The organism is Rhizobium sp. SU303 (assembly GCF_021052345.1).
Taxonomy (GTDB): Bacteria; Pseudomonadota; Alphaproteobacteria; order Rhizobiales; family Rhizobiaceae; genus Rhizobium; species Rhizobium laguerreae.
The window spans coordinates 60,027-82,330 of the sequence record NZ_CP088096.1 but is presented as its reverse complement, the minus strand read 5'-3'; the positions used below and the strand labels follow the sequence as shown (position 1 = coordinate 82,330).

The following is a 22,304-nucleotide window of genomic DNA, read 5'->3' as shown; positions in this document are numbered from 1 at the left end:
TGCCGTATCGCCGTGCAAGCGCCTCGGTTGGGAGCTTCCGATAACGGTAGCCCTGCTCGAACGACGTACGTGGTCTTGGCGCTGCCCATGAAGAAATTGGCCCATAGAGACTCCCTCTGCGATCGCGACAAGAATACGCCATAAGACCCAGGGACTAAACCACCCAGTGTACGAGGGTGAGCACGGATATCTGCAGGTGCGAAAGCCGATGATATGTAATTCTCGATGCCGAAAGCGTTGACATTTAAGCGCAAGCCGTATGTATAAAGATTACAACATGGTGTGAGACAAAGTGAATGCTAGCGATCCTCGCAGACGATCTGACCGGTGCGTTAGACTCGGCAGCGCCGTTTGCCGGCCGGGGTCTCTACACGGAAGTTGCTCTTCATCAAGAAGCTATCGCTGACATCGTGAAGAGCGCGCCCGACGTCCTTTCAATTAACCTTGATACTCGCGAGATTAGTCCGGACGAAGCGCGGGCGGCTACCGCTGCCGTCGTCGCTCTGTTGCCGGCGGGAACGCGGTTGTTCAAGAAAGTCGACTCGCGGCTCAAGGGCAATATCGCCGCCGAACTTGACGCAATACCTTATTCTCGGGCCGTTGTTGCACCGGCCATTCCTCAATTTGATCGTTTCGTCGAAGCCGGCAGAGTGACAGGTTTCGGTGTCGCCACGCCGATCGACATTGCCGACAGGCTTGGGGCGCATGCCGGCCGTGCCAGCGCGCCGGATACCCGTTCGTCCGCTGACATGGAGGCCGTTCTCCAGATTGCTGAAACCGACGGCACAGACCTATTGGTTGGCGCGCGTGGCCTTGCCGAAGCACTCGCGTGCCGAATGACGGCGATGGCCAAGGCGCAAGCGGCAACCATCCCGACCGGCCGGATCACCTTTGTGATCGGCTCGCGGGACCCGATCACGCTTGCGCAGGTCGAGCACTTGCGCATGAACTTGGCCTTACAATATTTGCCAGCCCCGAACGGTATCTTCAACGGATCCCCGGCGACCGATGCCGAATTAACGCTCGTTCAGGCGACGCCAGGCTCAGAAGGCGTCAGTCCGAAAGCCGTGGCGGATGCGTTGGCCGATGGTGTGCTAGAATACCTTGTCCGCAATGACGGTACACTTCTTTTGTCTGGAGGAGCAACGGCGGAAGCAGTGCTGCGCCGACTTGGGCTGTCGCGAATGCGGCTGCATGGCGAATGCCTGCCGGGTCTCGGTCTAGCGTCCGCAAATGGGCGTTGCATCATTGCCAAATCCGGCGGATTTGGTCAGCCGGACACGTTGAAGAACATTGCAGAAATGGTGCTGCGGAAGGCGGGTTGAGATATGGGACTGGAAACTGGAACCGTCCGAAGGGGGCTTGCCGATATCGTATTCGAACGCATGCTGCGCGCCATCAAGTCTGGTGCCTACAAGCCCGACGAGCGCCTGCCGACCGAACATGATCTTGCTGCAGAATTCGAGGTTTCTCGCCCGGTCATCCGCGAAGCGCTGAAACGCCTGCGGGACCAGAGCCTGATCTATTCGCGTCGCGGTGCCGGCAGCTTCGTCCGCTCGGTCGGCCTGCGAAATCCGCTCGGTTTCGGCCAGCTGGAAAATGTCGCCGACCTTCTCAACTGTTACGAGTTCCGCCTGACGATGGAACCGACAGCCGCCGCGGCCGCCGCAATCCGCCACGATGCCGACAGTCTGAAAGCGATCCGTCAGGCGCTGGAACTGCTGCGCGATGCCACGAACCGCCAATCGCATCGTGAGGACGCTGACTTCCAGTTCCATCTCGCCATCGCCCGCGCCGCGCAGAACAACTATTTCTCCACTGCCATGGAAGCGCTGAAGGACCACATTGCTGTCGGCATGAAGTTCCACGGCGCCTCGATCAAACGAGAAGCATCCGGCCTGTCCCGCGTGTTCGCCGAACATGAAGCGATTGCGACAGCCATCGCCAACCGCGACGAGGACGAAGCGCGACGCTTGATGCTGGAGCATCTGAAGGGCTCGCGCGAAAGGCTGTTCCAGTCGTCACATCAGTAGGGCGGCTGTCCAGGCTGTTGGCAGTCCCTTCTGGCCTGTCGTCGCCCTTCGGCCCCATCACAAGGGGTGGTCACCGCTTGCCTCGATTAGGCCTCGACTATTCGCCCAGATTAGCCCTCCACTACGATCCACTCCCCAAAAACAAAAAAGGCGGCGCATCACTGCACCGCCTTCGTCCTCAAGGCTGGCGTCTCAGAAGCTGGCCCGATATATTCCCAGAACGTCATCGACGCTCATATCAGCCGGGTTGTTGTCCATCAGGCGGCGGATGGCATGCGCATCCGCGGCAAAGCGCGGCAGGTCGGCTTCGGTCGCGCCGTGTTTCGCCAGTGACATCTCGATGCCGAGATCGGCACAGAAACCAAGGGCCTCTGCGCGCAGATTCGCCTGCGAAAGACCGTGACCGAGGCCCAGCGCCTGCGCCACCTCTGCGGTCTTTTCCTGCGCCACTGGCTCGTTGAAGGCGAGCACGTGCGGAAACACGATGGCATTGGCGAGCCCGTGTGGCAGGTGCAATAGCGTGCCGAGCGGGTAGGCGATGGCATGGCCCGCCGCCGTATTCACCGGCCCGAGGCAGATGCCCCCGTAATAGGACGCCAGCATCAGCCCCTCGCGGGCTTCGTGGTCGGATCCATCCTTCACAGCGCGGGCAAGATATTTGCCGACGAGGTGAAAGCCCATGCGGGCAAAGCCGTCGATCATCGGATGCGCGCGCTTGCTGGTAAATGCCTCGACGCAATGGGCCATGGCATCCACGCCGGTTGCAGCGGTCACGGCCGGCGGCACCGAATAGGTGAGTTCCGCGTCGAGCACGGCAAGATCGGCGATCAGATGTGGGCTTTCGACCGCAATCTTGGCGCCCTTGATCGGGTCGGTGATTAGCGAGCGGATGCCCGCTTCCGAGCCAGTGCCGGCCGTGGTGGCGATCTGCGCCAGACGCGTGCTGCGTCCTGCTACCTTGTTGGAGCCGGCGACATCGGCCAACGTCTGCTCGCTGTCCCAAAGGGCAGCGAGCAGCTTGGCGACGTCCATGACGGAACCGCCACCGAGACCGACCACCAGATCCGGCTTTGCCGCGCGCGCCGCTGCCAGCGCAGCGTCGAGCGTTGCAATCTCCGGCTCGCCGGGAATGGCATCGAACACGGCGACCTTGCCCGGCAGTTTCAGCCGGTCGACGAAGCCCGCGGTGATCGGCGTGGCAATCACCAGCGTCGAGGAAACCTCTCCGGCCCAGGTGCAGACCTCGCCGATCGTTCCGGCGCCGACGATAAGCCGTTTCGGTTGATGCAGGATGATGACGGGAACGCTGCTCATACCTGCTCTCCTTTACCGTCTGCAACCAGCTTACGGGCGTAGGCGATGGCCGACAGCATGTTACCGTGGTTGGCAATGCCCTTGCCGGCGATGTCGAAGGCGGTGCCGTGATCGACTGAGGTGCGGTCGATCGTCAGGTCGACGGAGACGTTAACGGCCGTATCGAAGGCGACGAGCTTGATCGGGATATGGCCCTGGTCGTGATATTGCGCCACAACGAGATCGAAGCCGCCGGAATAGGCGCGGTGGAACACCGTGTCGGCCGAGATCGGACCATAAGCATCGATGCCTTCGGCTCGGGCGGCGGCCACGGCCGGCGCGATCTGGTCGTCATCCTCGGTGCCGAACAAGCCGTTCTCGCCGCAATGCGGGTTGATGCCGGCAACCGCGATGCGCGGGCGCTCGTAACCGGTGCGCTTTAGGTGGTCATTGCCGGCTCTGATGGTCGCCAGCACCCGCTCCTTGGTCGCGCGGCGGATCGCCTCCTGCAGGGAGACGTGGGTGGAAACGTGGATGACCTTCAGCTTTTCGGACGCCAGCAGCATATAGGCGGCCGCCGATTTCGTCAGGCTGCGCAGCATGCCGGTATGGCCGTCGTAATGATGGCCGGCAAGATTTAGCGCTTCCTTGTTGATCGGCGCGGTGACGATGCAGCCGATCACCCCAGCTTCAGCATCGCGGACCGCCTTTTCGATGAAACGGAAAGCCGCATCACCGGCGACCGGCGACATCTGGCCCCATGGCAGCGGTGCACCTTCGATCGGCAGATCAACGACGTAGGGTGCAAGATCGATAACGACGTTCAGCGCCTTGCGGGCCGCTTCCAGCGTCGGCAGGTTGCCGTAGATGCGGGTGGCGGCACGGTCCGTATCGCCCATTTCGGCCAGTGCCCGCACCGTGATTTCTGGTCCGACGCCGCAAGGGTCACCCATGGTGATGCCGATGATATTGCTCATGATTATTCTCCGGCTACTGCACTGGCCCAGCCTGGCGCCAGACGAACGTATTTGATGGCGCGCCTGTAATAAGTATAGGCGATGTGAAGACTGCCGTCGGTTCCCTCGAGCAGCCACGGATAGGACATTTCCTTGTTATGACCGTCGATCGAATTGTTCGACAGGCAGGTGCCCAGACCTTCCTCGATGATGATTCGTTGCGAAAAACTCTTTGCCCCGTCATCGGAAATGCAGACGCTGACCGGTGCGCGCGGCACGCCCCAGATCGGCACGCAGCCGCCATCCGGGTTGGCATCCGGCCGATCGTCGTGCTTGCCCAGCTCGTCGTAAAGCGAGGCGCGGCGATCTGCGGACATGTCCGCATTGATCGGGTTGCAGATCATTGCGATACGGCCATCTTTCAGGCGGATCGCGGCGATCGATGAATTGTTGTTGGGCACGTCGGTCGCCTGCGGCACAGACCACGTACGCCCGCCATCGGCGCTCTCGGTGCGATAGACGAAATCGGCCTGCCTGCGACGGAACACGGCGGCAAATTTTCCGTCGCCAATGGACACCGGACTCATATGTACGCAGCCGATCGAATGCTCAAGATCTTCCAGACGCCAGGTCTTGCCGCCATCTTCGGAAATGCCGACGGCGGCGCGGTCATGGCTGCCGTTCCACTTCTGGCCCGGCCGCTGGATGCAGCGAAAGATCGGCAGAAGCCAAGCGCCATCGTCGCGAATCGTCAGCGGTGCGCGAACGAAACAGCCCCGCGGAAGGTCGAGGTAACGCCCGTCGCCCGTTGTCAGCTTTGTCTGGTCGGAGGCATCGCGCTTTACCTCGGCCATGCGGATACGGCATTCGTCCTGATTGCCGGAAGGCTGCGAGGTGTGGAACAGAAACAGGCCGCCACCGGGCGCCGCAAACAGAACCGGGTTTTGCTCAGAATGGTCAGGATCGAAACTCAGCCGCTGCGGCTCACCCCATCTATCTGACCCCGCCGCCAGAACCGAAGCAAAGATCGAGATATCCGACTTTCCTTCCAATGTGCCGCCGAACCAAGCGCAGATCAGCGAGCCATCCACGGCAAGGTGCAAGAAGGATGCGTGGTTCTGGATCATCGGTGAGGCCAGCATGGCCTCGTGTCGTCCGTTTCCGGCGGCTTTCACCGTGCCGGTCATGACGGTCGCGATCTGTTCAGGCGTCATCGGGGTCTCCTCTTAACCCCATGAAAATCACCAAAATAAAAAAGTTGTCAAGTTTGAAAAACTCACACATTTGCCATTGACGGTCCAAATTATCGATGCATGTATTTGAAATTAGGTGGTTTTATGAAGGTAAATTTTGTACAAAATGATAGTTCCGAATATTTAATTTGACAAACTTGCCCAGAAATCCGATGGTCTGCGCCAGCCCGCTCATAGCGACGAAAAGGACGGAGGCATCCCGACCGACGCACAGGGGTCTCAAGGGAGGAATGCCTTTCGGCCGCACTGCCGAAAGGCCATTGACCAGATGAACAGCAGCGGTGCGATCTGCACCCAAAGGGAGGAGAATGACATGAAAACCTCGCGCCTATTCGGAGCCATTCTGGGCTCTGTCCTTGCACTCGGTACCGGCGTCGCTCCGGCACAGGCCGCCTCGAGCGACATCAAGATCGTTTTGCCGGAAGAAGCCGACTTGCTCGAGCCCTGCATGGCGACGCGCTCCAATATCGGCCGCGTCATCATGGAGAATGTCAGTGAAACGCTGACCGAGCTCGATGTGCGCGGTAAACAGGGCGTCATGCCCCGCCTCGCTGAAAAATGGGAACAGACCGGCGATGGCGCCTGGCGTTTCCATCTGCGTCAGGGCGTAAAATTCTCCGACGGCAAGGCCTTTGGCGCCAAAGATGTCAAATACAGCTTCGATCGCATTTTCAGCGACAAGAACGTCTGCGAATCCCGCCGTTATTTCGGCGGCATGAAGTTCGACGTGAAGGTCGTCGACGACAACACCGTCGATTTCAAGGTCGAGCCGGTTCAGCCGATCCTGCCTCTGTTGCTGTCGCTCGTCACCATCGTTCCGGAAGGCACGCCACTGGAGTTCGTCCGCGAGCCGGTCGGCACCGGCCCCTACAAGCTGTCCAACTGGACGCCAGGCCAGCAGATTGTTCTCGATGCGCGCGACGACTACTGGGGCAAGAAGCCCGCCGTCACCAAGGCCACCTATCTCTTCCGTGCCGATCCAGCCGTCCGCGCCGCCATGGTTCAGGCCGGTGAAGCCGATCTCGCTCCGTCGATCTCGCAGGTCGAAGCCACCAACGACAAGACCGACTTCTCCTATCTCGACAGCGAAACGGTGTATCTGCGCATCGATGGCAACATCGCGCCGCTCAATGATATCCGTGTCCGCAAGGCGCTGAACCTCGCCATCGACCGTCAGGCCTTCATCGGCACGCTCGTGCCACAGGACGCGGTCCTGGCAACGGCTCTGGTGCCGCCGACGACGCTCGGCTGGAACCCGGACGTAAAGGTCTTCCCGTACGAACCGGATCAGGCCAAGAAACTGCTTGAAGAAGCAAAGGCTGACGGCGTTGCGGTCGATACCCCGATCACTGTTGTCGCCCGCACGGCAAACTTCCCGAACGTGACGGAAATCATGGAAGCCATCCAGACACAGTTACAGGACGTCGGCTTCAAGATAGACCTGCGCTTCGTCGAGGTGGCCGAGCATGAGGTTTATTACTCGAAGCCGTTCAAGGAAGGTCGTGGTCCGCAGATCGTTGCCGCCATGCACGACAATTCCAAGGGTGACCCGTCCTTCACCATGTTCTTCAAGTACCACTCGAATGGCACCCAGTCGGGTTACTCCGATCCGAAGGTCGATGATCTCATCGCCCGCGCTTCGGCCGCCACTGGTGATGAACGTGCAAAGCTGTGGTCGGAATTGATCGCCTATGTCCACGACGATCTCGTCGCCGATGTCCTGCTCTTCCACATGGTCGGTTATTCCCGCGTGTCCGAACGTCTGGACTTCAAGCCCAGCATCGCCACGAACTCGATGCTGCAGCTCTCCGAGATTGGCATCAAGAACTAACCCCCGACCATAATCTGAAGGGCGACCCTAATCGCCCCAATCGAAGCGAAATGGGCGGCGGTCCTGCCGCCGTCCATTCCAGCAAGATCGAGGTCACCATGCTCACTTTCATTCGCAAGCGCGCCTTCGCCAGCCTCATCTCGCTCGTCGGCCTGCTGGTCATGGTCTTCTTCCTGTCGCGCCTGACAGGCGACCCGGCTTCCCTGTTCCTCCCCGTCGAAGCATCCGCCGAAATGAAGGCCGAGTTTCGTGCACTGCACGGACTCGACCAGCCGCTTCTCGTGCAGTTCGGCCAGTATGTCGGCAATGTGGTGACCGGCGACCTCGGCGAAAGCCTGCGCAAAGCCCGGCCGGCACTTGATGTCGTTCTCGAAGCCTTCATCTGGACGCTGTGGCTCGCCATCATCACCATGACGCTGGTCACCATCGCGGCTATCGTCGTCGGCTCGCTTGCCGCCTTCCGCACCGGCGGTTTCTTCGACCGGTTTTCCTCGGTGGTGTCGCTGATCGGCGCTTCCGTCCCTGATTTCTGGCTCGCCATCGTCGCGATCGTGGTCTTTGCCATCCAGCTGTCCTGGCTGCCGACATCTGGCACAGGTACGCTGTCGCATTGGATCCTGCCGATCTGCGTGCTGTTCGTACGCCCCTTCGGCATCATCGTTCAGGTGGTGCGCGGTTCAATGATTTCGGCGCTCTCTTCCGCTTACGTGAAGACGGCCCGCGCCAAGGGCGTCAAATCCGGGCCGATCATCTTTGTCCACGCACTGCGCAACGCCATGCTGCCGGTCATCACCGTCATCGGCGATCAGGCCGCCAGCCTCTTGAACGGCGCAGTCATCATCGAGACCATCTTTGGTTTCCCCGGCGTCGGCAAATTGATGATCGACAGCATCCTGCAGCGTGACTTCAACGTCGTGCTTGCGGCGATCCTCGTCACAGCTTTCGCCATTTTCCTCATGAACTTCGTGATCGACCTTGCCTACGCTCTGCTCGATCCGCGCATCCGCTACTGAGGATCGACATGGCCATCCCATCCCACACGACCGACAACACCGTCGCCGCCGAGCCAAGCGCCTTCGTACGCATGGCGCGCATGCTGTGGGCGGACAAGTTTGCGCTCTGCGCCGCCATCTTCCTCGTCTTCGTCATTGTCATGGCGATCATCGGCCCGACCATTCTCGATGACCTCGCCACCAAGCAGAACCTGCGCGGCCGTAACCTCGCGCCGTTCGATTTCAGCCGCGAATGGTTCATGTGGCTCGGCGCCGATGCGCTGGGCCGCCCGCTCTGGCCACGCATCATCGTCGCCACTCAGAACACCATCATGGTCGCTGCCGGCGCCGTGCTGATCTCGGCTGTTGTCGGCACGCTGCTCGGCCTGGTCGCCGGCTTCGCGTCGGAGCGAACCAGTCAGATCATCATGCGTCTTGCCGACGTCATCATGTCCTTCCCGTCGCTACTGGTCGCCGTGATCGTGCTCTATATTCTCGGCTCGTCCATCCTCAACCTGATGCTGGTCCTTTCGATCACCCGTATTCCGGTCTATCTGCGCACCACCCGAGCCGAGGTTCTGGAAATCAAGAGCCGCATGTTCGTGCAGGCCGCACGAGTCATGGGCGCATCGTCCAAGCGCATTCTCTTCCGCCACATCCTGCCCGTCGTCTTCCCGACGCTGACGACGCTTGCCACGCTTGATTTCGCCTATGTCATGCTGGCGGAAAGCGCGCTTTCCTTCCTCGGCATCGGCATCCAGCCGCCGGAAATCACCTGGGGCCTGATGATTTCCCAGGGCCGCCAGTACCTCACCAATGCCTGGTGGCTGTCCTTCTGGCCTGGTCTGGCGATCATTCTTACTACGCTCTCGCTCAACCTTCTGTCCAACTGGCTGCGTATTGCGCTCGACCCCGTCCAGCGCTGGCGCCTGGAAATGAAAGGACCGAAAAATGGCTGATCATCTTCTCGAAGTCCGTAACCTCTCCGTCGACTTCCACACCGTCACCGGCACCGTTCACGCCGTGCGCAACATCTCCTACTATCTCGACCGTGGCGAAACGCTTGCCATCCTCGGCGAGAGCGGTTCGGGCAAATCGGTATCGTCATCTGCGATCATGAACCTGATCGACATGCCGCCGGGCAAGATCACATCCGGCGAGATTCTTCTCGACGGCAAAGATCTGTTGAAAATGTCCGCCGAAGCCCGCCGCAAGGTGAACGGCCGCCGCATCGCCATGATCTTTCAGGACCCCCTCAGCCACCTCAACCCGGTCTATACCGTCGGCTGGCAGATGCGCGAGGCGCTGAAGACCCACGGCATCAGCACGACGCAGGCACAGGCCGAAGCGTTGCGCCTTTTCAAGCGCGTGGCGCTGCCGGACCCCGAACGGGCGCTCGACAAATACCCGCACGAGTTTTCCGGCGGTCAGCGTCAACGCGTCATGATCGCTATGGCGCTGGCGCTGAAACCCGACCTGCTGATTGCAGACGAGCCGACCACCGCACTCGATGTAACCGTGCAGGCGGAAGTGCTAGCACTTCTGAAGGAATTGCAGCGCGAAACAGGAATGGGCGTTCTCATCATCACCCACGATCTCGGCGTTGTCTCGGAAGTCGCAGATCGCGTCGTCGTCATGGAAAAGGGCCAGTTGGTCGAAAGCGGCACGGTGCGCGACGTCTACCGCAACCCGCAGCACGCCTATACGAAAAAGCTGATCGCCGCCGCCCCCGGGAAGGGCGAAATGCACGAGCCGGAAGCACAAGGCGAACCGATCCTCAGCGTCAAGGACGCCCGCAAGTCTTACGGCGACTTCGAGGCGCTTAAGGGCGCTTCCTTCGACCTCAAGCAGGGTGAAACCGTCGCCGTCGTCGGCGAAAGTGGCTCGGGAAAATCGACGCTTGCCCGCATCCTTTTGCGCCTGGAGGAGCCGGATGGCGGCACCGCGCATTGGAAGGGAAAAGACCTCTTCACCATGTCGCCGGGTGACTTATTCAAGCTGCGCCGCGACCTGCAGATGGTGTTTCAGGACCCCACCCAGTCGCTCAACCCGCGCATGACGGTCTATCAGCTGATTTCCGAGGCCTGGGTCATCCACCCGGAAATCATGCCCAAGGCCAAATGGCGCGAACGCGTTGGCGAACTGCTCGGTCAGGTCGGCCTCTCTCTGGAGCACATGGGGCGTTACCCGCACCAGTTCTCCGGCGGCCAGCGCCAGCGTATCGCCATCGCTCGTGCACTAGCGCTCGAACCGCAGTTGATTGTCTGCGACGAGGCCGTGTCAGCGCTTGACGTGTCGGTACAGGCGCAGGTGATCACGCTTCTCGACAAGCTGCGCAAGGAGATGGGCATCGCCTTCATCTTCATTGCTCACGACTTGCCGCTGGTGCGCGATTTCGCCGATTACGTAATGGTCATGCAGAAGGGCGAGGTCGTCGAGCTTGGCACCGTCGCGCAAGTCTTCGACAACCCGCAAAAGCCCTATACGCAGGCGCTTCTCGCTGCCAGCCTCGATCCCGACCCGGACGTGCAGGCCGCAAATCGCAACGCCCGCCTCGCAAGCGTTGCCTGATATTGATACCGGAGTAGAATGATGACCAAGAAAGCCTTCGTCGCAATAGTGACATGCTTCAACGACGACGAGACCATCAATTACGAAGCCACCCGCGCCCAGGTGCGCCGGCAGGTCGCGGCCGGCAACAACATCATGTGTGCCGGGACCAATGGTGACTTTTCCGCACTCACCCACGGCGAAAAGGTCAAGCTGCTGGAGGAAGTGGTCGATGAAGTCGGCGGTAAGGTCGATGTCATCGTTAATGCCGGTATGCCCGCAACGTTCGAAACCCTGCAGCTAGCGAAAGAATTCGACCGCATCGGCGTCACCGGCATCGCCGTTATTACGCCCTTCTTCATCGCCTGCGCGCAGGACGGCTTGATCCGCCACTTCTCGACGGTGGCAGACGCTGTCAATACACCGGTCTATCTTTACGACATCCCGGCCCGCACCCAGAATCACATCGAGCCGGAAACTGCCCGCAAGCTGGCCACCCACGGCAACATCGCCGGCATCAAGGATTCCGGCGGCGCGCAGGAAACCTTGGCTGCCTATCTTCAGGTCTCCAAGGAAGTCGAAGGTTTCGAAGTCTATTCCGGTCCCGACCACCTGGTCCTGTGGTCGCTGCAGAATGGTGCTGCCGGCTGCATTTCCGGTCTCGGGAACGCCATGCCGGACGTCTTGGCCGGCATCGTCGGTGGCTTCAACTCGGGCAATATCTCAGAAGCCGAACGTCAGCAGGAAATCTACACCGCTTTCCGCACAGACCTCTACGCCCACGGTTTCCCGCCGGCCATGGTCAAGCGCGCGCTTTACCTGCAGGATTCCTCTGTCGGCGCCAGCCGCCAGCCGGCGTTGCTTGCCGATACCGAACAGGACAAGAAGATTGCTGAAATCCTGAAGAAGTATGATCTCCTATTGGGTCAACGTGGATAAAATCGTTCTTGCATCAATGCCGGGACTAAACATCTAGGCTATCGAAAGCAGCCATTAGTTCGAGAGAACACACGCCGACTGGCGACCCGACGTGCGTGTATCGAGGGAAAGCCCGTGGCGTTGCATTGTTATCCGAGTGCTTCGTCCAATGCCGTCGCCGCGGCAAGACTGGTGGCTTATGCGTAAGGCGTCAGTCGCGATCGTCATTCTCGCTGCCGGCAAGGCAAGCCGGATGGGTGAGGGCGGGAAGCACAAGCTGCTGGCCGAGTTCGACGGCGTGCCGCTCGTGCGGCGGTCAGCATTGACCGCGCTCGGTGCGGATGCAACCTCCGTTATTGTCGTCACGGGGCATCGCAGGAGCGAGATCGAGGCCGCGCTCGATGGGCTCGCTCTGACTTTCATCGATAATCCCGATTACGCCGGCGGCATGGCAAGCTCGCTCATAAAAGGGGTTCTCAGCAACCCACAGCGCCGATGGCATTCTCGTCATGCTGGCCGATATGCCCGGCATTTCCACCGCACATCTCGATGCCCTGATTTCCGCCTTTCGCAACGCGGGCGGCGAGGCCGTCGTGCGCGCCGTTTCACAGGGCAAGCCGGGCAATCCCGTCACTCTGCCACGTTCTCTCAATCAGGCAGTCCTCCGACTTCAAGGTGATGTCGGCGCGCGATATCATCGCCACATCAGGCCTGCCCGTGCTCGATGTCGATGTTGGCGACGCGGCTTTGCTCGACGTCGACAAGCCGGAAGAGGTACTGGCCGCTGGCGGCGCAATGAAGAATTAGCTGGCTCGCGGGCATGTCAGCGAAATGGAAGTGTGGCGGTTCCATAAACCACGTTATGCGAGCATCCATTGTAAGGGGGGTGGGTTCAAGGATGAAGTGCGACTTGCAATAGATAACAACGGCTTATCCTTGCAAGGAACGAGACATGAAACGCACCTACTCCCAGATCGATATCGATGAACGCCGCAAGATTGCCCGCTGGCGGATGGCCGGCATCGCTCGACGCATAGACGAAGATCTCTGGCCTGAAGGGATATACCTCCTCTTATCCGACGATGACGTGCGGTACGAAACGCGACAAGTTGGCGGTTATGCGCGAGCGGTCCTCGCGGACCGCAAGACCGCAGGCGCGATCACCGACGATCCAGCTGCCGAGCACGGCGAAGCCGCCATCGCTTTCGAAAAGCGGGGTATAGGCCTGGACGATAAAACCTTCGTCGCCATAATCGCCGGGCGCGGAAATCAATTCCTGGCCATCTCGGAATATCGTGACGTTCTCGCCTTCTCGCGACAGCAGTGGTTTGCGCACATAGTCGCTCAAACTCGAGGCCGCCGGGTCGTCTGCGAAATAGCTAGCCAGCAGGTTGGGATGATTGGGGTGCCGCTGCCAGAGCAGAGGCAGAAGCCCTTTGTTGGAGAGCACGGCCTTCCAGGCGGGCTCGACGAAAACATCACCCGAGCGCACGAGGTCGCGGGCGAACGGCTCGCGCAGCATGAATTCCCACGGATACAGCTTGAAGCAACGGTCGATCACCCGATCCTGGAGGTCGGTGTAACGGCCCTGCGCATCGATGCCGATCTCGCGGATGTCCAGAAGCTCGACGCGATGGCCGGCCTGCACTGCACAGTCCATCAGATAGACCGTGGTGCCGCGATCCTCCTCATTGTCGGTCATCGCCGCGAAGTGGAAGATCGGTTCCTTGGAAAATTGCTCGAACGCCTCAACGAGGCTTTCCTGCAAGGAATTGTACTGGTCCGCATCCTTGGGCAGGATACCCAAAGCCACCTGGTCGGTCAGCCAGTTGAACTGGAAATAGGCTGTCTCAAACACCGAAGTGGGAGTATCGGCGTTATATTCGAGCAACTTGGCCGGGCCAGTGCCGTCGTAAGCCAGATCGAATCGGCCGTAGAGATGCCGGTCGCGGCGTTGCCAGGAGCGCTGCACTACATCGCGCAGGTCCTCCGGAATGGCTAGCCTGTCGAGCGTCTCTTCGCTTCTGACGATATCGCCGACCATATCCATGCACATGTCGTGCAGTTCCTGGCTCGGCCCTTCGATCTGCATCTCGATCTCATCGAGCGTGAACGTATAGGCGGCATCGTCGAGCCAATAGGGCTCGCCATACATGACGTGAAACCCGAAGCCGACGGCGCGCGCCTTGTCAAGCCAATCAGGACGCGCCGGAAGGGTGATGCGTTTCATATCAGCCGCCGAAACTGAAGGACGAACGGCCCCCGAAGCCTTGACGGGCAACGGTGCGGGTGTTGACGTTGACCGGCTTAACAGTCTGACGCGAGGGCGCGATCGCGGTGTCGTTGCCGCCCGAGCGAACAGTCGTTGTCACCGTTTGTCCCGAGCGATTGCGATAAATCGGTGTCGAGCCGTAGGAGCCACTCTCCTCCTGGCGCCGGCGATAATTGTAATAGTCGCCGATGTTGTTCAGTGCGGAAGACAGCACGTAGCCTGTCAGGAACGGCACGAAAAAGCTGCCGCCTCCGCCGGTATTGTTGGGGACGGCACTGGCCGACTGTTCCGTGCACTGGCCCGAGCCGTATTCTGCCTCGCAGGCGGCCATGCCGTTGAAACGCGGCGCGGCGGCGAGATGGGCCCGCATGGCATCCTGATAGCCGGCCTGGCAGACCTGCCGGTCCATGCCGGACGTCACGCATTGGTCGACGGAGGTGAACATTGTGTCCGAGGGAGTCTGATCGCCGCAACCGGACAGCGCCAGGGTCGAGGCAGCGATAGTGCCGAGGGCCAGGAAAGGTCGTTTGTGCCCGCTCTTACGTCTGCGCATCGTTCCCTCCCCTCAATAGGTCATGCAGGCGGCGTTGAGAATACCGATGACCAGCGCGATGCCGCCGCCCCATATGCCCGCGGCGATATCGCCGGCAGTGATCTTTTCATGGAGATCCGTCATGGTGAAATTCGCAATATAGTAAGCCAGGATCTGCGCCAGAATGCCGACCACCGCCCATATGATGTAGTCGACGATGCTGACCGAATTGGCTGCGGCCGAAGCCAGAGGCAGGCTGAAACCGACAAGCGCGCCCAAGAACGCCGTGACGGCGGCAAGATTGCCTGCGCGAATGAGTTGGACTTCCTTCTGCGGCGTCAAGAATGTGTAGATCACCGCGAAAACGCCATAGGCGGCAAGACCGACGGCGAAATAGCCGAGGAAGGCAGGCAGACCCGCCACATAATCGAGCATTGAAAAAGTCCTCCGTTGAAATTGACAGAATCCCCTCAGACGCGGCGAACATCGGCCGGAGCGAGTCCGTAGCCGATCAGAAATTCCACCGAGCTGCCCGCCTGGCTCTGTCCGAGATCGAGGTCGCGCTCGACATTGATCAAAAGCATTTCGCGCGTCGAGCCAAGCGGGCGATAATACAGCATGCAGGTCTGGTGAATGGAGCGCTGCGCCTCACCGTCGTCGACCTTCTCGACAAACTCCGCCAATGGGGTGCGTTCCGGGCCTTCGCCCCAGAAGCGGCTATAGAGGATGCCATCGGCATCGTAGGTTGACTGGCCGATCAGGCCGTCCGGCCCGGTCCAGCGGTTCCATTCGCCCTGCCCGGCAGGCACGACGCTGTCCCAAGGCTGATAAAAGCTGATGTCGTCGACATCACCCGGCTGGCCCGACGTCGACATCACCTGCACCATCCGGTGGTCTTCATCGTAGTAGCGCGACAGAACCGTCGCGGCATCGAGCGAAACCTCACCGTAGGCGGCGATGATGAACGCGCCGCTCCGTGGCAGCGGCATGGCCGGCTGGCCGGCCAAAGCCTCGGCTTCGAGGGAGAGGAAATCGATCTCCAACGCCCCGCCGATGGCGGCGCTCAACGGGCCAAGTTCTTTGGGTAAGGGCCTCTCGTTCTTTCCGCCGAACCAGCCGATCATGATACGTCTCCCATTCGAGCCCAAGCGATGGCAGCGGGATCTAGCCGCATTCCGCTGATGTAGTAAAGGGTCTCGCCGCCCCGAAGCGGCGCCTCGTCTCGGCAATTGAGGTCGGTCATTCCCTGGCTCAGCATGCCCACCAGCGTCACATTGTGCTGACGTTTGAGGCTTAAAAATACGTTTCCATAAAGCAGCGGCGTTTGCAAAGGCGGGACCGGCAGGGAAAAGGCCGTGTCGGTGGAGGCGGCCGACAGCAGCCGTGCGGCGATTTCCGAAGAGCCCGGATCACGGGCGGAACGCGACAGCAGCTCCTCGGCGAGCGAGCCCACCGCCTCGACGCGCGGCCGGCGTTGTTTGACCATCTGTGCCGTGCGGTCGTCGGCGAAATAGGCGACGATATGAGCATTGGGCGCATGGTCTTCGGCAATCAGCACGGCAGCGAGCGTCTCGTCGTCATTTGCGCCGCGCGCGATGATCGCGCGCGCCTGGGCCACTCCGGCCCGCACCAGAGCGTCGGCATCGGCAAGCCGCTCGGTTCTGATATAGTCGGCATAATTGCTGGCGGGATTTTCCGGCAGGTCCTTGGCAACCAGAACGCTCATCGGTTCGTTCGCCTGTCGTTCGGCATGCAGCAGCCGCAGCGTCTGGTATGTCTGCCCCTCTTGCCAGCCCAGGACGATGATATGGCCGGCGCGTTCGCTGTAATCACCCAATCCACGCATGCGGTTCCTCCAGATCGTACCGATAGTTGTCAACAACTTGCCAAGAACAGCGGTGAAGATGGCAATGCCGCCGGGAAGAACGAACAGGACGGCAATTAATCGGCCGAGCCCCGATTTTGGAGAAAGATCGCCATAGCCGACAGTCGTTGCCGTCACCATATAGTAATAAAGAAAGTCGACCGGATTGCCGACGAGATCGCCTTCGCCGGCCAGCATAAAGAGCAGGTAAGAAGCGACCAGGTGGATCACGAGGATAACAAAAAGGGCTGACCAGGCCAATTCGCTGAGCGAGAGATATACACGCCGCATCAATGAAGCGATAAATGGCAAGCGATTCGCCCCCGTTCCTAACGCGTACCCTAGCGAAATTTATTTAGCGCACCAGATCTTTAAGTTGCAAACCGATTACCCAAATATTTTGATGTTCCAACCGATGGAGGACTTTTTGGAGACCTGGAACCTCACCACTTTAACGCGCCTGTTCGCCGCCGATCCCGACGCACTAGGCGATGTGGATGTGGCCGTACCCGAACAGGGCGACGTCATATGCGTGACTCTTAAGGAAAAAGGCGATCTCGACGTCTTCGTCGCGGTAAGCGGGGAGCGCGACATCCTTGTCAGCGCTGTTCTGGTGCCGTGCAAGGACGTGTCCAATCGAGAAGCCTTCGAACGTATGGTGCTGAAGACCCATAAGTTCGTGCCGCTCTCCAGCTTCGGCATCACCACGATCGACGGTGAGGAATGGTATGAATTGTTCGGCTCGCTGTCAGCACGCTCGCCGGCCGAGACGGTGGTCGAGGAAGTCGCGATTCTGGCTGCCAATGCCGTCGATGCGGCTCACATGATTGAAGAATGGAAAAGCGGGGAGATTGCAGCGTGAGCACCTGGGGCAAGATTTTCACCGCCATTCGCGGCGGCATTAACGAAGCAGCGGAAGCGGCCGCCGACAGCCAGTCCATGCGCGTACTTGATCAAGAAATCCGCGACGCTGAACAGTCGCTGCGCAGTGCGCGATCCGATCTGGCCGGCATCATGGCGTCCAACAAGAGCGTCATGCGCCGACTTGACGAAAACCGCGCCAAGGAGACCAAGGATACGGACAGCGCTCGCGCTGCGATCTCCGCGGGGCGCACGGATCTGGCTCAAGGTCTCGCTCAGCGCATAGCGAGTATCCGTGCCGAAGTGCAGCGCGACCAGGAAGAGCTCGACCGGCTGCTGCCTCGCCAGCAGCAGATGCTGCGCACGATCCAGGAGACCGAAGCGCGCATTGCTCAGATGAAGCGCGAGGTGGGGAATGTCAAAGCCAATGAGTCGCTGCTGCGCGCTCAATCGGCGATCGCCCATAGCCAGTCGGGCATCAATACCCGCCTCGGTAGCGCCGTCGAAAGTCTCGAACGCATCAAGAAACGCCAGGAAATCACTGCCGGCCGCATCGAAGCCGGTGCTGAACTGGCCGCGCTGGAAAACGGCAGCGACCTCGATCGTCAACTGCGCGAGGCCGGCATTGGCAGTTCGAGCCACTCGGCCGACGACATTCTTGCACAGCTGATGGCACCGAAACATTCGGTAGAGCCCATCTTGCTGCCAGCGCCGACCAGCAAAAAAGACTGACAATCCCGGGAGCGGCAGCCCTGCCTGCCATTCCCGCGCGCGCTTACGGAATTGGAGCGCCGCGACCCAGCCTCTTAAAGCAGTGGGTATCGCGGCTTTTCAACCCGCTGCAAGCTGCCCTTGGCAGGCGGTGCCATCGCCGCCTGCCCGCTTGTTTGGCGCCGGCAGCGAGAAAGGCACGGTTCCGCGGCCGATACGCCGGATACGCCCGTCAGATCTTGAAATTTGTCGCGACACATGACATATAAAAAGCGACAGATGACGCAGGAGAAAGATCATGGCCGTCGCAGCAAAAGCACCTTCTTCAGCGGCAGGCGGTGGTGAACTGCAAAAAATAGAAGCATTGCTCGGCGGTTCGCGCATTCTGTCGCGTAGCCTGACCAATGCCCTCGACGCCCATGAGCTGCTCCTGCACGGCCTGCCTGCAACAGCACTGGATCATCTTGTCGGTACTCTCGTCGTCCTCGGCAAGAACGAGTCCCTCGAAAAGGCGGTGGGCATGAGCTTGCGCACCTGGCAGCGGCGGAAGGATACGCCTTCCAAGCCGCTCAGCCAGGAACAGAGCGGCCGCGCGTGGAAATTCGCCGAGATCCTCGCAAAGGCAACGGATATCTTCGGATCGCAGGCAGAAGCCGAACAATGGCTGGAGCGTCCGGCGGTCGGACTTGAGCAGCGCCGCCCGATCGATCTTCTTGGGACGCCCGCCGGCGTCGAGCTTGTCGAGGATCATCTCGATCGCCTGGAATACGGCGTCTATGCATGACCCTTTTGCCGATCGCGCTCGGCGGGACCGAGCTGGTCGCGTGGCGGCTCGATCAGGCCGTCCATGCGCCGACTTGGGATAGCGGAGAAGGCGCCTATCGGGTTGGCGGCCGTTGGAACAGCAAGGGGGTTCGCGCGGTCTATTGCTCGCTCGATCCCGCGACGGCGATCCTTGAAGTCGCGGTCCACAAGGGGTTCCGGGCGCTCGACACCGTGGCGCACTGGATGACGGCAGCTGTCATTACCGTTGCTGGCGATGTCCATGTTGTCGATCCGGGAAACGTGCCCAATCCCAACTGGTTGCGCCCGGGCATTCCCAGCGCCGGACAGCAGGCCTTCGGAGACGATTTGCTTCGACAGCATCGTTTCGTGGCAATCCCGAGCGCGGTCTCGCGGCATAGCTGGAACCTGATTTTTCTGGCAGGCGGCGCAACGGGCGCCTATGCGCTGAAGTTCCAGGAGGCTTTTGCCCTCGATACACGGCTGCATCCGCCCACGTCATGAACGTCTTGGAGCCACGGGAATATTTGGAAGGGACCGAATCTCAATGTCAAATATTGACATCGCGACCCGGATGCAGAACAATTTCAGGAATTTGATAAGGAGGGTGCTACGTGACCAGCAGCCTGCATGTAAGCTTGCCCGATGAAATGCGCGCCTTCGTCGATATGCGCGCCAACGGGAAGAGCCAGTACACGACGCCGAGCGAATATGTACGCGCCCTTATTCGCGAAGATATGGCACGCGAAGAAGATCGCCGCTATGCCATCCGCTCGCTGCTGCGGGCGGAAGAGGAATTCCGGCGCGGAGAGATGCTGCCCCTTTCTGCTCTGGATGCTATCGACGCGGAGCTGGATGAAGAACTGCGCTAGTGGCTCCTCGCGTTCTCATCCTGCCGACCGCCCTTGATAACTACCGTCTGGCAGTCCGCGAAACGGCGCGAAAATGGTCCATCGAACAGGCGAAAGCATATAGCCGCTTGCTGCGGGCGGGATTTGAAGGCATCCCCGAAGCCTATGCCCGCGTAAGGATAAAGAAAGACGAGCGCGCCAGGAATTCGCTCTTCCGGCTCCACAAGATAGAACACCATTACGCCGTATACATCGTCGTTGACGACTCAACCTTCGTCATTGCCGCGGTCTTGCATGAGCGGATGGATATTCCCGCACAGCTGAGGACAATCGAACGATTGACCGACAGAGAGTATGCAGCGTTGATGGGACATCCTCGGCCGAAGTCCTGAGGACGGTCGGCCGCGATCACCGGCGGCGCGGCAGCAGATCGAGCAGCAAGCCGCGTTAGATAGGCGAGAGGCGCCCCGCTTACCGAGCGGATAATCGACGCGCAAACGCAGCACGCCATAAAAATGCTCGATCCACCAAGTCGGCTATTCTCACTGTCTCCTAATTGACACCGAGAAATTGCTTCAGTTCCGCAGTCTGCGGATTGGCAAAGACTTCCTCCGGCGGGCCTGCTTCGTGGACTCGGCCCTGGTGCATGAAGACGACGCGGTTGCAGACGTCGCGGGCGAACTTCATCTCGTGCGTCACCATCAGGAGGGTCATTCCCTCGGCGGCGAGTTCGCGCACGACGGCCAGAACTTCGGCGACCAGTTCCGGATCGAGTGCGGAGGTGATCTCGTCGCAGAGAAGTGCTGTCGGCTGCATGGCCAGCGCGCGGGCTATGGCGACGCGCTGCTGCTGGCCGCCCGAGAGCTCGTCCGGATAGGCGTCGAACCTGTGGCTTAGCCCCACCCGCTCCAGCATCTTGCGGGCCGTGGCCTCGGCCTCGGCCTTCGGGGTCTTCTTGACCACGGTCTGCGACAGCATGACGTTGCCGCCGACGGTCAGGTGCGGGAAGAGGTTGAACTGCTGAAAGATCATGCCGACCTTGAGGCGCAGTGCCTTCAGATGGACTTCGTCATCGAGGAGCTGCGCGCCGGCCACGGAGATGGAGCCGTCGGTGATGGTCTCCAGGCCGTTGATGCAGCGAAGCAGGGTCGATTTGCCCGAACCGCTCTTGCCGATAATGGCGATGACTTCGCCGGCCTCCACATCGAGATTGATGCCTTTCAGCACCTCGGTGGTGCCAAAGCTCTTGCGGACTTCAGTGATTTCGATGAGCGACATTGAGCTTCCTTTCCAGGATCTGGCTGCTTTTCGACAAAGGCCAGCAAAGGGCGAAGTAGATGAGAGCGACGAGCCCGTAGACGGTGAAGGGCTGGAAAGTGGCATTGGTGACGACCGTGCCGGCTTTCGACAATTCGACGAAACCGATGATCGAGGTCAGCGCCGTTCCCTTGACGATTTGCACGGAGAAACCGACCGTCGGCGGTATGGCGACCCTCAGCGCCTGGGGCAAGATGACATAACGCATCTGCTGCAGCCGGCCCATGCCGAGGCTGGCAGAGGCTTCCCATTGACCCCGCGCGACCGCCTCGACGCAGCCTCGCCAGATTTCGGCGAGAAACGCGGCACTCCACAGGGTGAGCGCCAATCCCGCAGCAAGCCAGGCCGGCACGTCTATCCCGAAGAGGCCGAGACCGAAAAATGCGATGAAGAGCTGCATCAGCAGCGGCGTGCCCTGGAAGAGCTCGATGTAATATTTCGCGAGTGCCTTGAATGCCTTGCGCTTGCTGATGCGCAGGAACAGCAGCCCCAGTCCGACCGCGCCGCCGCCGATGAACGAAACGAGCGAAAGCAGGATCGTCCAGCGGGTGGCGAGCAGCAGGTTGCGCAGGATGTCCCAGAGTGTGAACTCGATCATCGTGCTGCTCTCCTCGGGAAAATCAACCCGCCGACCACCCCCAGCAGCTGCCGAAGCAGAATGGCCAGCACAAGGTAGATGGCTGTCGAGACGATGTAGGCTTCGAAGGCGCGGAAGGTTCGCGATTGTATGAAGTTCGCGGCAAAGGTCAGATCCTCAGCGGCGATCTGCGACACCACCGATGAGCCGAGCATGACGATGACGACTTGCGACGACAGCGCCGGCCAGATGCGCTGCAGGGACGGTACGAGAACGACATGCCGGAAGGTTTCGAAGCGCGTCATGGCGAGGCTCTCGCCTGCCTCGAACTGGCCCTTCGGGGTTGCCTGGATGCCCGCGCGGATAATTTCGCAGCTATAGGCGCCGAGGTTGACGACCATCGCGAGGTTGGCAGCCGTCAGTTCGGGAAGCTGCAGGCCGAGCGACGGTAGACCGAAGAAGATGAAAAAGAGCTGGATCAGGAACGGCGTATTGCGGATTAGCTCGACATAGGTCGCAACGACAGGCTTCAGCCAGACCGGGCCGAGTGCCCGCACCCAGGCACAGAAGATCCCGAGCGAAATGCCGAGCACGCCGCCGATCGCGATAAGCTCCAGCGTGATCAGTATGCCCTTGATGATCTCAGGATAATATTCAAGCAGCCAGCCGAATTCGAAATGATAACTCAAGGAACTGTCCCCTCTTGCGGT

24 protein-coding genes and 2 pseudogenes are annotated in these 22,304 nt (G+C 60.4%); 15 read left to right on the top strand and 11 right to left on the bottom strand.

Features of this window, described 5'->3' with window-relative positions; genetic code table 11:
* Window positions 1–296: 296 nt before the first annotated feature.
* Both RlegSU303_RS24990 and RlegSU303_RS24985 read left to right on the top strand, forming a co-directional pair.
* Complete coding sequence (locus tag RlegSU303_RS24990) at window positions 297–1,325, top strand: four-carbon acid sugar kinase family protein (RefSeq protein ID WP_131718470.1); 1,029 nt, start codon at window positions 297–299, stop codon at window positions 1,323–1,325.
* Window positions 1,326–1,328: 3 nt separating this feature from the next.
* A complete protein-coding gene (locus RlegSU303_RS24985; protein WP_027664892.1) occupies window positions 1,329–2,033 on the top strand; it encodes a FadR/GntR family transcriptional regulator in 705 nt (234 codons plus the stop codon).
* Between the two features lie 192 nt (window positions 2,034–2,225).
* Here the strand turns inward: RlegSU303_RS24985 and RlegSU303_RS24980 are convergent, their stop codons facing one another.
* Genes RlegSU303_RS24980 through RlegSU303_RS24970 form a run of 3 tightly spaced genes read right to left on the bottom strand, consistent with a single transcriptional unit; the run spans window position 2,226 to window position 5,496 of the window.
* The gene (locus tag RlegSU303_RS24980; RefSeq protein WP_131627319.1) at window positions 2,226–3,347 is read right to left on the bottom strand and encodes an iron-containing alcohol dehydrogenase; all 1,122 of its coding nucleotides are present in this window, start codon (window positions 3,345–3,347) and stop codon (window positions 2,226–2,228) included.
* Window positions 3,344–4,303 carry a 4-hydroxythreonine-4-phosphate dehydrogenase PdxA gene (gene pdxA, locus RlegSU303_RS24975; protein WP_131627321.1) on the bottom strand — a complete coding sequence of 320 codons (960 nt, stop codon included), beginning with the start codon at window positions 4,301–4,303 and terminating at the stop codon, window positions 3,344–3,346. The genes RlegSU303_RS24980 and pdxA overlap by 4 nt, the downstream gene beginning before the upstream one ends.
* 2 nt (window positions 4,304–4,305) lie before the next feature.
* Entirely contained in the window at window positions 4,306–5,496 is a 1,191-nt protein-coding gene (locus RlegSU303_RS24970; protein WP_131627323.1) for a sialidase family protein, read from the bottom strand.
* Window positions 5,497–5,848: 352 nt separating this feature from the next.
* On the opposite strand from RlegSU303_RS24970, the gene RlegSU303_RS24965 reads away from it, so the two are divergent.
* From RlegSU303_RS24965 to RlegSU303_RS34585, 7 genes and pseudogenes are all read left to right on the top strand, one after another.
* The gene (locus RlegSU303_RS24965) at window positions 5,849–7,366 is read left to right on the top strand and encodes an ABC transporter substrate-binding protein (RefSeq protein ID WP_131718472.1); all 1,518 of its coding nucleotides are present in this window, start codon (window positions 5,849–5,851) and stop codon (window positions 7,364–7,366) included.
* Between the two features lie 98 nt (window positions 7,367–7,464).
* Window positions 7,465–8,379, top strand: a complete 915-nt coding sequence (locus RlegSU303_RS24960; RefSeq protein WP_131627681.1) for an ABC transporter permease — start codon at window positions 7,465–7,467, stop codon at window positions 8,377–8,379.
* A gap of 8 nt (window positions 8,380–8,387) precedes the next feature.
* The gene (locus RlegSU303_RS24955; protein WP_131627327.1) at window positions 8,388–9,317 is read left to right on the top strand and encodes an ABC transporter permease; all 930 of its coding nucleotides are present in this window, start codon (window positions 8,388–8,390) and stop codon (window positions 9,315–9,317) included.
* Entirely contained in the window at window positions 9,310–10,929 is a 1,620-nt protein-coding gene (locus RlegSU303_RS24950; RefSeq protein ID WP_231283888.1) for an ABC transporter ATP-binding protein, read from the top strand. The genes RlegSU303_RS24955 and RlegSU303_RS24950 overlap by 8 nt, the downstream gene beginning before the upstream one ends.
* Window positions 10,930–10,950: 21 nt before the next feature.
* The gene (locus RlegSU303_RS24945; RefSeq protein ID WP_131718473.1) at window positions 10,951–11,847 is read left to right on the top strand and encodes a dihydrodipicolinate synthase family protein; all 897 of its coding nucleotides are present in this window, start codon (window positions 10,951–10,953) and stop codon (window positions 11,845–11,847) included.
* Window positions 11,848–12,025: 178 nt separating this feature from the next.
* A pseudogene (locus tag RlegSU303_RS24940) lies at window positions 12,026–12,633 on the top strand (nucleotidyltransferase family protein).
* A 145-nt stretch (window positions 12,634–12,778) separates the two neighbouring features.
* Window positions 12,779–12,853: pseudogene (locus RlegSU303_RS34585) on the top strand (integrase catalytic region); the annotation flags it as partial.
* Between the two features lie 45 nt (window positions 12,854–12,898).
* Here RlegSU303_RS34585 and RlegSU303_RS24935 read toward each other — a convergent pair.
* The 5 genes from RlegSU303_RS24935 to RlegSU303_RS24915 are packed head-to-tail and all read right to left on the bottom strand — an operon-like array spanning window position 12,899 to window position 16,806.
* Window positions 12,899–14,056: a glutathionylspermidine synthase family protein gene (locus RlegSU303_RS24935; RefSeq protein ID WP_017956562.1), complete on the bottom strand. Its 1,158-nt coding sequence runs from the start codon at window positions 14,054–14,056 to the stop codon at window positions 12,899–12,901.
* Window position 14,057: 1 nt separating this feature from the next.
* Window positions 14,058–14,651, bottom strand: coding sequence for a DUF1190 domain-containing protein (locus RlegSU303_RS24930; RefSeq protein WP_017956563.1), 594 nt, complete (start codon window positions 14,649–14,651; stop codon window positions 14,058–14,060).
* A 12-nt stretch (window positions 14,652–14,663) separates the two neighbouring features.
* Entirely contained in the window at window positions 14,664–15,065 is a 402-nt protein-coding gene (locus RlegSU303_RS24925) for a DUF350 domain-containing protein (protein ID WP_003550237.1), read from the bottom strand.
* A gap of 35 nt (window positions 15,066–15,100) precedes the next feature.
* Window positions 15,101–15,754 (bottom strand): YjfK family protein, encoded by a 654-nt coding sequence (locus RlegSU303_RS24920; RefSeq protein WP_094088142.1) that lies wholly within the window; start codon window positions 15,752–15,754, stop codon window positions 15,101–15,103.
* On the bottom strand, window positions 15,751–16,806 hold the full coding sequence (locus RlegSU303_RS24915) for an ion channel (protein WP_094088143.1): 1,056 nt from the start codon (window positions 16,804–16,806) through the stop codon (window positions 15,751–15,753). The genes RlegSU303_RS24920 and RlegSU303_RS24915 overlap by 4 nt, the downstream gene beginning before the upstream one ends.
* A gap of 103 nt (window positions 16,807–16,909) precedes the next feature.
* Here RlegSU303_RS24915 and RlegSU303_RS24910 point away from each other — a divergent pair, with 103 nt between their 5' ends.
* The 6 genes from RlegSU303_RS24910 (at window position 16,910) to RlegSU303_RS24885 (ending at window position 20,092) form a co-directional block, all read left to right on the top strand.
* The gene (locus tag RlegSU303_RS24910; protein ID WP_029871137.1) at window positions 16,910–17,356 is read left to right on the top strand and encodes a YjfI family protein; all 447 of its coding nucleotides are present in this window, start codon (window positions 16,910–16,912) and stop codon (window positions 17,354–17,356) included.
* Window positions 17,353–18,087 (top strand): PspA/IM30 family protein, encoded by a 735-nt coding sequence (locus RlegSU303_RS24905; protein ID WP_017956566.1) that lies wholly within the window; start codon window positions 17,353–17,355, stop codon window positions 18,085–18,087. The genes RlegSU303_RS24910 and RlegSU303_RS24905 overlap by 4 nt, the downstream gene beginning before the upstream one ends.
* A 277-nt stretch (window positions 18,088–18,364) precedes the next feature.
* A complete protein-coding gene (gene parS / locus RlegSU303_RS24900; RefSeq protein ID WP_012755584.1) occupies window positions 18,365–18,850 on the top strand; it encodes a type II RES/Xre toxin-antitoxin system antitoxin in 486 nt (161 codons plus the stop codon).
* Window positions 18,847–19,353 (top strand): RES family NAD+ phosphorylase, encoded by a 507-nt coding sequence (locus tag RlegSU303_RS24895; RefSeq protein ID WP_131718948.1) that lies wholly within the window; start codon window positions 18,847–18,849, stop codon window positions 19,351–19,353. The genes parS and RlegSU303_RS24895 overlap by 4 nt, the downstream gene beginning before the upstream one ends.
* Before the next feature lie 110 nt (window positions 19,354–19,463).
* Window positions 19,464–19,721, top strand: a complete 258-nt coding sequence (locus RlegSU303_RS24890) for a ribbon-helix-helix domain-containing protein (RefSeq protein WP_003550229.1) — start codon at window positions 19,464–19,466, stop codon at window positions 19,719–19,721.
* A complete protein-coding gene (locus RlegSU303_RS24885) occupies window positions 19,721–20,092 on the top strand; it encodes a type II toxin-antitoxin system RelE/ParE family toxin (RefSeq protein ID WP_017956568.1) in 372 nt (123 codons plus the stop codon). Before RlegSU303_RS24890 ends, RlegSU303_RS24885 begins: the two co-directional genes overlap by 1 nt.
* 160 nt (window positions 20,093–20,252) lie before the next feature.
* Here RlegSU303_RS24885 and RlegSU303_RS24880 read toward each other — a convergent pair whose 3' ends face one another.
* From RlegSU303_RS24880 to RlegSU303_RS24870, 3 genes are read right to left on the bottom strand one after another with little or no spacing between them, the layout of a single operon-like run.
* The gene (locus RlegSU303_RS24880; RefSeq protein WP_017956569.1) at window positions 20,253–20,978 is read right to left on the bottom strand and encodes an amino acid ABC transporter ATP-binding protein; all 726 of its coding nucleotides are present in this window, start codon (window positions 20,976–20,978) and stop codon (window positions 20,253–20,255) included.
* Window positions 20,956–21,615 carry an amino acid ABC transporter permease gene (locus RlegSU303_RS24875; protein ID WP_017956570.1) on the bottom strand — a complete coding sequence of 220 codons (660 nt, stop codon included), beginning with the start codon at window positions 21,613–21,615 and terminating at the stop codon, window positions 20,956–20,958. Before RlegSU303_RS24875 ends, RlegSU303_RS24880 begins: the two co-directional genes overlap by 23 nt.
* A complete protein-coding gene (locus RlegSU303_RS24870; protein WP_131627364.1) occupies window positions 21,612–22,283 on the bottom strand; it encodes an amino acid ABC transporter permease in 672 nt (223 codons plus the stop codon). The genes RlegSU303_RS24875 and RlegSU303_RS24870 overlap by 4 nt, the downstream gene beginning before the upstream one ends.
* Window positions 22,284–22,304 lie beyond the last annotated feature (21 nt).

Bases quoted from the DNA above. Each gene is read 5' to 3' on its own strand.
- RlegSU303_RS24910 (WP_029871137.1), top strand. From the start codon at position 16,910: ATGGAGGACTTTTTGGAGACCTGGAACCTCACCACTTTAACGCGCCTG.
- RlegSU303_RS24895 (WP_131718948.1), top strand. From the start codon at position 18,847: ATGACCCTTTTGCCGATCGCGCTCGGCGGGACCGAGCTGGTCGCGTGG.
- RlegSU303_RS24970 (WP_131627323.1), bottom strand. From the start codon at position 5,496: ATGACGCCTGAACAGATCGCGACCGTCATGACCGGCACGGTGAAAGCC.
- pdxA (WP_131627321.1), bottom strand. From the start codon at position 4,303: ATGAGCAATATCATCGGCATCACCATGGGTGACCCTTGCGGCGTCGGA.
- RlegSU303_RS24965 (WP_131718472.1), top strand. From the start codon at position 5,849: ATGAAAACCTCGCGCCTATTCGGAGCCATTCTGGGCTCTGTCCTTGCA.
- RlegSU303_RS24935 (WP_017956562.1), bottom strand. From the start codon at position 14,056: ATGAAACGCATCACCCTTCCGGCGCGTCCTGATTGGCTTGACAAGGCG.
- RlegSU303_RS24880 (WP_017956569.1), bottom strand. From the start codon at position 20,978: ATGTCGCTCATCGAAATCACTGAAGTCCGCAAGAGCTTTGGCACCACC.
- RlegSU303_RS24990 (WP_131718470.1), top strand. From the start codon at position 297: ATGCTAGCGATCCTCGCAGACGATCTGACCGGTGCGTTAGACTCGGCA.
- RlegSU303_RS24960 (WP_131627681.1), top strand. From the start codon at position 7,465: ATGCTCACTTTCATTCGCAAGCGCGCCTTCGCCAGCCTCATCTCGCTC.
- RlegSU303_RS24920 (WP_094088142.1), bottom strand. From the start codon at position 15,754: ATGATCGGCTGGTTCGGCGGAAAGAACGAGAGGCCCTTACCCAAAGAA.
- RlegSU303_RS24950 (WP_231283888.1), top strand. From the start codon at position 9,310: ATGGCTGATCATCTTCTCGAAGTCCGTAACCTCTCCGTCGACTTCCAC.
- RlegSU303_RS24925 (WP_003550237.1), bottom strand. From the start codon at position 15,065: ATGCTCGATTATGTGGCGGGTCTGCCTGCCTTCCTCGGCTATTTCGCC.
- RlegSU303_RS24985 (WP_027664892.1), top strand. From the start codon at position 1,329: ATGGGACTGGAAACTGGAACCGTCCGAAGGGGGCTTGCCGATATCGTA.
- parS (WP_012755584.1), top strand. From the start codon at position 18,365: ATGGCCGTCGCAGCAAAAGCACCTTCTTCAGCGGCAGGCGGTGGTGAA.
- RlegSU303_RS24980 (WP_131627319.1), bottom strand. From the start codon at position 3,347: ATGAGCAGCGTTCCCGTCATCATCCTGCATCAACCGAAACGGCTTATC.
- RlegSU303_RS24930 (WP_017956563.1), bottom strand. From the start codon at position 14,651: ATGCGCAGACGTAAGAGCGGGCACAAACGACCTTTCCTGGCCCTCGGC.
- RlegSU303_RS24955 (WP_131627327.1), top strand. From the start codon at position 8,388: ATGGCCATCCCATCCCACACGACCGACAACACCGTCGCCGCCGAGCCA.
- RlegSU303_RS24875 (WP_017956570.1), bottom strand. From the start codon at position 21,615: ATGATCGAGTTCACACTCTGGGACATCCTGCGCAACCTGCTGCTCGCC.
- RlegSU303_RS24945 (WP_131718473.1), top strand. From the start codon at position 10,951: ATGACCAAGAAAGCCTTCGTCGCAATAGTGACATGCTTCAACGACGAC.